General features: G+C 53.8%; 8 protein-coding genes. All 8 read left to right on the plus strand.

What is annotated here, in order from left to right; genetic code table 11:
• Positions 1–205 precede the first annotated feature (205 nt).
• The 8 genes from AC221Y_RS16810 (at position 206) to AC221Y_RS16845 (ending at position 7,455) form a co-directional block, all read left to right on the plus strand.
• Positions 206–1,399 (plus strand): replication initiation protein, encoded by a 1,194-nt coding sequence (locus AC221Y_RS16810; protein ID WP_299758433.1) that lies wholly within the window; start codon positions 206–208, stop codon positions 1,397–1,399.
• Between the two features lie 152 nt (positions 1,400–1,551).
• Positions 1,552–1,782, plus strand: coding sequence for a type II toxin-antitoxin system CcdA family antitoxin (locus AC221Y_RS16815; RefSeq protein WP_299758435.1), 231 nt, complete (start codon positions 1,552–1,554; stop codon positions 1,780–1,782).
• On the plus strand, positions 1,782–1,943 hold the full coding sequence (locus AC221Y_RS16820) for a CcdB family protein (RefSeq protein ID WP_299758437.1): 162 nt from the start codon (positions 1,782–1,784) through the stop codon (positions 1,941–1,943). The genes AC221Y_RS16815 and AC221Y_RS16820 overlap by 1 nt, the downstream gene beginning before the upstream one ends.
• Positions 1,944–2,643: 700 nt before the next feature.
• Positions 2,644–3,582 (plus strand): DUF1403 family protein, encoded by a 939-nt coding sequence (locus AC221Y_RS16825; RefSeq protein WP_299758441.1) that lies wholly within the window; start codon positions 2,644–2,646, stop codon positions 3,580–3,582.
• A gap of 68 nt (positions 3,583–3,650) precedes the next feature.
• On the plus strand, positions 3,651–4,163 hold the full coding sequence (gene scpB, locus AC221Y_RS16830; protein WP_299758449.1) for an SMC-Scp complex subunit ScpB: 513 nt from the start codon (positions 3,651–3,653) through the stop codon (positions 4,161–4,163).
• A gap of 714 nt (positions 4,164–4,877) precedes the next feature.
• A complete protein-coding gene (locus AC221Y_RS16835) occupies positions 4,878–5,252 on the plus strand; it encodes a hypothetical protein (protein WP_486707805.1) in 375 nt (124 codons plus the stop codon).
• 218 nt (positions 5,253–5,470) lie between these two features.
• Positions 5,471–5,962, plus strand: a complete 492-nt coding sequence (locus AC221Y_RS16840; protein ID WP_299758445.1) for a DUF1993 domain-containing protein — start codon at positions 5,471–5,473, stop codon at positions 5,960–5,962.
• Positions 5,963–6,090: 128 nt separating this feature from the next.
• On the plus strand, positions 6,091–7,455 hold the full coding sequence (locus tag AC221Y_RS16845; protein WP_299758447.1) for an exonuclease domain-containing protein: 1,365 nt from the start codon (positions 6,091–6,093) through the stop codon (positions 7,453–7,455).
• The last annotated feature ends 383 nt before the right edge of the window (positions 7,456–7,838 follow it).

Consider the following 7,838-nt stretch of genomic DNA (forward strand, 5'->3'; position numbering starts at 1 on the left):
ACTATAAAGGCTGATTGCCGGAAAGTTCCCGGCGCAGTTGTCCCGTATACGGATACCTAAGGGCACCCTGTAAACACCAAAGGAACCCGTCTACGGGCCTCCTGAATGCCAGATAATAGGTATCCACCGAAAGATTGAAAGAGGGTTCCTTCGCGGGTATAGTGAAGCAAGGATTCCAAAGAGAATCGGCTGAACAGGTGCAGCAATGGAAATTGATATCCCAAAGGGAAAGCTGACGGGCGCGCTGCGGCGTGGGGCTGTTAAGAAACACGTGGCTGCAATTCATGTGTCGGGTAAACTGTCATTGCTGCAACGAAAGCTATCCAATGTGTTGTTGCTAAATGCGTATGACATGCTGACCCGGCAGCAGCGCTTTCAAATCGACGCACGCACGCTGTGCTTGATGGTGGGGTATAATTCAAATGATTTTGATACGCTGAAGCAGTCGTTGCGCGGGTTGGCAGAAACCGTCGCAGAATGGGACATGCTGGATGAAGCCGGACGTCAGGAATGGGGCGTTTCGAGCCTGTTGAGTTATGCCAAGTTGAAGGGCGGTGTCTGTGAGTATGCGTATTCACCGGCACTCGCGGAAAAGCTGAACGATCCAAAGGTGTTCGCGCTGATCAATCTCAATATACAGAGACGGTTTACCAGCGGCCATGCCCTTGCACTATATGAAAACTGTTATCGTTTCCATCGGACGGGAAGTACCGGCTGGTGGTCACTAGAGACGTTTCGCCGCCTGATGGGGGTTGAGGGCAGCAGCTATTATGAAAGCTACAAACATCTGAACGCCAAGATCATCAAGCCAGCAACGGCAGAAGTGAACCGCACGAGTAATATCGTCATCGCGCCAGAGGTCCGAAAGCGGGGCAGGGCGGTGACTGACATTCGATTTGTCATAAAATCAAACCCTCAGCTGGCAATTCTAGATTTGGATGACGGCGAGGGTCTTCGCAAGGCGCCCGTTTATGACCGTTTGCGCGCTATGGGCGTTTCGGACCGGCTGGCGCGGCAGTGGCTGGAAGAACATGGTGAAGATGTTGTTACAGGTAAGCTGGACTTTGTAGCAGGGCAGGGGGGTGTCAAAAGCCCGGTGCGCTACATGGCGGCGGCGCTACGTGATGACTTCGGTTCATCGCCAAAGCCAAATGGCAAAGCGGAGGGAGAGGAAACGCCGCTGAGCGAGCGAGCGGCTCGCTTGAAGCGGGTGCGAGATCTGGCGCTGGCCCGGACGCCAACGCAACGTGATGCGGATAGACAGTTATTTGCATCAACAATACAACGTCCCGCCGCCCGCGATGATTTTGAGCGCCACGGCTGGATGTCTGCACTGAATGCAAAGGAAATATCCGCGTTCTGGGCGGACCTGTTTCCTGATGAATTTGTCGGGCTTTGACAGGCAAATTCGTCGGCTCTGGCCCTAACTTTTGGCCAGCGTGGGTGTCGCCATCACCCGGGTGCCGAAATCGCAGCACAGATTGATTTTGATGCGCATATGTTGTGCGCATATGATCCATCTGTAGTCTCTCGTTCGAAGGAGATCAGTCCATGAATTCTCAGTCGCGCAAGCCCACGAACCTGTCGCTTGACACAGCCTTGCTCACAGAAGCCAAGGCGTTGAAAGTTAACCTATCGCGTGCGGCAGAGGAGGGGGTTCGCACTGCCGTGGCAACCGCCGGAGCCGCGCAGTGGCAAGCTGCAAATGCGGCGGCACTCAAGAGCCCCAATTCTTACGTTGAAAGGCATGGACTGCCGCTTGACAGGTTCCGCCCGTTCTGATGGCGAAGTACGATGTGTTTCGCAATCCATCTGGCGATAGCTTCCTTTTAGATGTGCAGACCGATCTTTCGAGCGACCTGAACACACGGATTGTTGTGCCGCTCTTACCAAAAGCCAATTCACCTATGCGCGCTGCCAGCTCAATCCGACCTTTGAAATAGACGGTGAACCCGTCGTAAGGCTCCCGCAGGGCTTTTGATTGAGTTCGCCCTGGCAAACCACGGTTTCTGGTTGCCATGCGTAACTTAGACAACCTGTTTGCCTGCAAGCCCAACGAAAGACTGCACTACATGTGGTGATTGTTTAGCAAACACTACACAATACTTGATTTTGTTCTCTTTATGTTCTATATTATCTTTTACAAGAACTGAGGAGCGAGACAATGCAGCAATCACACTTTGAGACAGCCTCTTTTGTTGCAGGCAGCAATGATTATCACGTTCTGCCCGCGACTGAGAAACAGATCTTGTTCGCGCAACAGATAGCAAAACGCTCAAACATTGACCTGCCTGATGAGGCCTTGGTTGACCGCCACCAAATTTCTCGCTGGATTGACGCACACAAGACAGCTGTTCCTGTATCACGGTTCTCGGATTACCCGTCATCAAAGCAGGTTGCGTTCGCGGAACGGATCGCTCGTATCAAGCGACGCGATGTGCCGCAGGAGTGCTTTCGGGACCGAACGATGATGTCCTCATGGATAGACAGTAATCGTTGATGGCTTGCCTGGTCCGTTGTAATTTGATGATACTGTAAAATACCGATAATGCAATTTTATTGGACATAAAAAAATCATTCAAGCCGGGGCGGTTATTGCGGTATTTACTGGTCTAAAGCGCCGTAAACGATTAGCCTGTCGTTATGAAAGCGACTGCCAATCCTAACCTAGGCGATATCCAAGCCCTACATCTGTTGCCGCGTTGGGTCACTTCAGCGCCGAGGCAAAACACTGATAGTGCAACATTTTCATCCGGCGCAGCGCTGGCTTTACTAGATGTTGTGGTGCGAGATCCAAGCGGTATATTGCCCGCGGCGTTGCTGCGCGATCGTTTAGCTTTGGAGGCGGCTGCGGCCTGCCTGAAACTTGAAGGGCGCTTTGAGTCTACGTCCGATATCCGAGATGCGGTCTGTTTGGTGCGGGCAGGGGATGCCTTGGGCCCAGCGGGTGAGATGTTTGTGAGGTGGCGCAAAATTGCTCGGGTCAATCTTAGCGTATTCTCTTGGCTGGCGCAGGTGAGGAAGCTTTTGCCCGATCGGGTGGCGGAAGACTTTTCGGAGCTTGGCGTGTTTGACGGATCGCCCGTCGCCCAGGCGGCAGGGGTGTTAGCTGATGCGCTGCAACGGTTTCCTCGCGAGGAGGCAGCGGCGCTGATGCTGGCCGATGTCGCCCTAGCCCGTGCGGTTGGATGGGAGCGGTCTGTGCCGATACTTGCCGCGCATCTGAATCGCGCGGATGTCCGGGCCATTGCCGACGGTGCGAGCGATGCGCGATTACGCGTTGATCAAGCGATGATTGACGCCTGTGATGCGGCCATTCGCAACGCGGCCGATCTGTCTCGCCGCGCTGCCAGGCTGAACGCGATTGCGCCCAAGCTACGGACGAAGGGGGCTGGAGACGCTCTGGTGCTGTTTCTCGGTCATGACGCGGTGTCGCCATCGGGAATGCTCAGTCCGATGATCCAAGGCACCACCTTTGCAATGACGGGCCGCGCGGCACGGCGGCTGTGTGATCGATTGGTTGATCTTGGAGTGGTGCGTGAACTGACCGGGCGGTCGACGTTCCGGCTGTATGGGGTGTGAAGGTGGCCGGGGACGCATTTGACCGAGAGCTGGAGGACCTGCCGCCTGATCTTCGTTGGCGGACCTGGATGGGCCGGATAGAGGCGGTGATCTTTGCCAGTGCGGCGACCGTGCCGCGTGATGACCTGGCGCGGGTTGTGGGGCAGGGGGCGTCGGTCGATTTGTTGATTGAGGACATCCAGGCGGAATTGACGGGTCGCCCCTATGAATTGGTCGCCGTTGCCGATGGTTGGTTGATGCGGACGCGGGTGCCATTTGCCGATGCGATCCGGACGGCGGCGGATGTGAATGAACAGTTGATGGATTTGAACGAGTTTGAAGTCGCGGTGTTGGCGGCTATCGCTTACCACCAGCCGCTGACCCGTGACGGACTGAAGGATATCTTCGGCAAGGACATCAGCCGCGATCTGATTGGGCGATTGCGGACGCAAGAGTTGATCGCAACGGGTCCGCGTAGTCCGCGGGCGGGGGCGCCCTATACCTATTTGACTACGCAGAAGTTCCTTGTGACGTTCGGGATGGAAAGCTTGCGGGATTTGCCAGATCGGGAAGGGTTGGTGGATGCGGGTCTGGCGGAATGACCATCTGGTGAGCGAAAGGGGAGCGTATCCAGAACGGACAACGACATTGTGATGTTTGCGAGATTTTGTCCGCTCCGGTACTTTGTTAGAGATTGATCGTTTTGTGACCTATCTGCTCTAAAGTGTTAAGAAAAACGAAAATGGTTACACATCGGGATGATCATGTTGACGCCCGCCTACGATGTCCATCTGGACGAGGAATTTAACAGTCTTATCTGGGTGCTTGTAGCTCAGGTATTATCGGAACTGGGATGCTGTCCTTTGCTCGCGGCGTCATAATACCCTAAAGATTACACAACTTGAAAACCTAAATATATTACAGCATCAAACCCTAACGGTTGAATGGGCAAGAGGTTGTAACATGGCTATGGCAGCAGAAAAGTTGGCGTAATCTCTAGAGCTCTTGCGTGTTCTAAAACGAAGGGTGTCACAGCGGTTCGATCAAGTGACTTAACTCGGACCCATCGGGAACGATTCCTAATATCTGGATTTATCAAAGTAGTAATAAAGGGTTGGTACATCACGTCACAACCCGACGAGATCGCCGGCGAAGGCACGGCCTGGTACGCGTCGTTTTGGGGGTTTTGTGCGCAGTACCTTTCTGCCCGATTTGGCGAGGACTGGTCCTTGTCTCCTGAGCAATCCCTACAGTTGCACGCAGGCGATACGACAGTTCCGGTACAGCTGCTCGTCCGAGCGCTGAAGGCAGGAAACATGAAAACTGACTTCCCACACAGGACCTCCATCTTCGAGACCCGTGCAACGTTTGCGCGGGAAGACGCGCTCATCGTTAAAGATGGTTTACGCCTGTTCTCAATGGAAGAAGCGCTAATACTTGTGCCTGAAAATTTCTTCAAAAAGAACGCTACACACGCAAGGACGATCCTGGCGATTATGCCAGATGCTTCTGCACTCCTCGCTCGGCTTCTGGAGGGCGGGCACACCAGCTCAGCTGGACGTTTGGCGGGGGCGTTTCGAGCAGTGCTGACGTCAGACACGCGTCAAATGTGCTATTGCATTAGTCAGCCGAGTCCCTCGCTTGCCACGCCCGGTGCATCGAGATACGGCGCCTTCTGCTGGATGAAGTAGGCCGCAACCGGCTGAACGACCTCTGGCTGCGTGGCTCCTACAAATAGAGGACTTAGGGGTGCGCGGGAACACACACGGAGCGATGTTTCGGCGCAATTGATTTAGCGACGTATGCTTTAAACTTGTTCTGATGAAATTTGTCGATATTGGGAACGTGCAGCCGTTCTACATCTCAGATTTTTTCGAGCGGACATTGACCCCCAAAAAGGAAATCAGACATGCAATCTCCCGTCCCAAGCTTCATCCATTCACTGCGAAGCCTTTCCACGATGTTGTCTACCGCGGAAGCCCACTGCGAAAAGCGCAAGATTGATCCGGATGCCTTTCTTACGGCGCGGCTCTTTCCTGACATGCTGAACTTCACGCGCAATGTCCTGATTGCTTGCGATACAGCAAAAGGCCTTGCTGCGCGGTTGTCGCAAACGGACAACCCAAGTTTTGAGGACAACGAAACGACTTTTGGCGAGCTTCAAGCGCGGATCACTAAAACGATTGAGTTCATGGAATCCGTGCCCGACGCGGCTTTTGATGGGGCTGAAGATCTTGAAGTGGTCATGAAATTTGGGCCAGAGGAGCACACATTCATCGGCTCCAACTACCTCAGTGGCTTTGCAACACCAAACTTCTATTTCCACATGACGACCGCCTACAACATTCTGCGTCATAACGGCGTAGAAATTGGCAAGCGGGACTTTCTTGGTGCCGCCTAACGGCAACACTGCGCGCAGCCCAGTTTTTCATTGCCGGTAAAGCACCGATGACAATTGACCCAATAAGAGCGAGTATTTCATTTAGGAAGTATCGATTTCGGGCAAAAGTCATCCGGAAATGAGCGCGCATGTTTGCATTTTACGACTTTGAAACAACAGGCACTTCGCCAGCCTTTGATCAGCCTCTGCAGTTTGCGGCGATCCTGACAGACGACGCGTTCAATCAGATTGAGCGCGTCGATATTCGATGCCGGCTTTCTCCTCACATACTGCCAGCGCCATGGGCTCTGGCTATAACGGGCGTATCGACGGAACAGCTGATTGATCCGAACCTGCCCTCCTGGTTCGATTTCTCACACCAGATAAGTGACCTGATCAGACGCTGGGCGCCGTCGACCTGGACCGGCTATAATACGCTCGCTTTTGATGAGGAGTTTCTCCGGCAGTCGTTCTACCAGAACCTACACTCTAACCTTTACCAGACCCAATTCGACGACAATGACCGCCTTGATCTCATAAAGGTGGTCTATGCAGCGCGGTATCTGGAACCAGACATCCTTGAATGGCCGCTTGACGATCTGGGCCGCGAGAGCTTCAGACTGGATCGTCTCGCCCCTGCAAACGGATTTACTCATCACGACGCCCACGATGCTCTTGGCGACGTAGAAGCGACGATCCATCTTGCGAGGCTCATTTGTGATCGAGCCCCCGCAGTCTGGGACCAGTGCCTCAGAAACCGCGACAGACATGAAGCCGGCCAGCTGCTGCAGGCCGGTCATCCCGTAAGCCTGATCGAACGGTTTGGAGCGGCGCCTCCGCGATCCTATTTTGGCGTTTACGCCGGCACCAATCCGCAGAACCGCAACTCAATGGCGTTCCTTGATCTGGATCTCTGTGATGCGTCGATTGTTGATGCTGACGATCGAGAGTTTGCAAGAGCGGTTTCCGCGTCACCCAAGCGGATCCGTACTATTGCTATCAACAAAGTCCCAAATCTTTTTCCAGTTGGGGTTCCAAGCGATGTGCATGAAGCCATTGCCCAACTGGTCGCTTCGAGGCCGGATTTTCATAAGCGCGTAGGGCAGGCTCTGGCCGACAGGTTTGCCGATCGAGAGTCGCCCGAACACGTCGAGCAGCAAATCTACGGTGGTTTCTACAGCGCCGCCGACAAACAGATTCTTGAAGACTTCAAAACATTCGACTGGAAACGGCGTTCTGAGCTTGTCGAACTGCTGGAAGATTCACGGTTGAGGCAATTGGGGATGCGCCTGATTTTCTGGCACGCGCCGCAGTTTGCTTCCAGGGCGTACCAATCGTCGGCTCAAACTGCGATCCGGGACCGTTGGCTGGCGAACGAGCCCAATAGGCCATGGACGACACAAGCAGCGGTCGACTTGCAGTTGGATGAGATTGAAGGCGCTGACACCCTGGACCGGGATCGCTTTGCAGAACTTCAGGATTTCTACAAGCGGCGGATTTCAGAAGTGAGGTAAGTCTACCTGACCTGTCTGTCGGGAGGTAAGTTGCGGGCGTGCTGTCAGTCTGGAGCTAGCTGGTCCGGGGTCAAATTTCCCTGAAAGCAGGGAAATTTACAGGGAAAACTCGAAAACATGGTGGATATCCCGGGTTTGTCTTCCCAATTTGGAAAGAAAAACAATGAGTTGCAAGTGAATTCCCTAAGCATATGAACAGGGAAATTCATTGCGCCTATTAGTGTAATGACAAGGCCGAGCCGGGAAACGATCGTGCGGTGTTGTCACATTAACCGACCTACGATTGCTGGCTTATTGATTTTGGCATATCAGCCGATGACGCAAATACCGTCCATTAGCTATAAGCGTCACCATTTTCCTCCGCAGATCGTGGCTCACGCGGC

The sequence above is a fragment of the Boseongicola sp. genome (assembly GCF_057460485.1).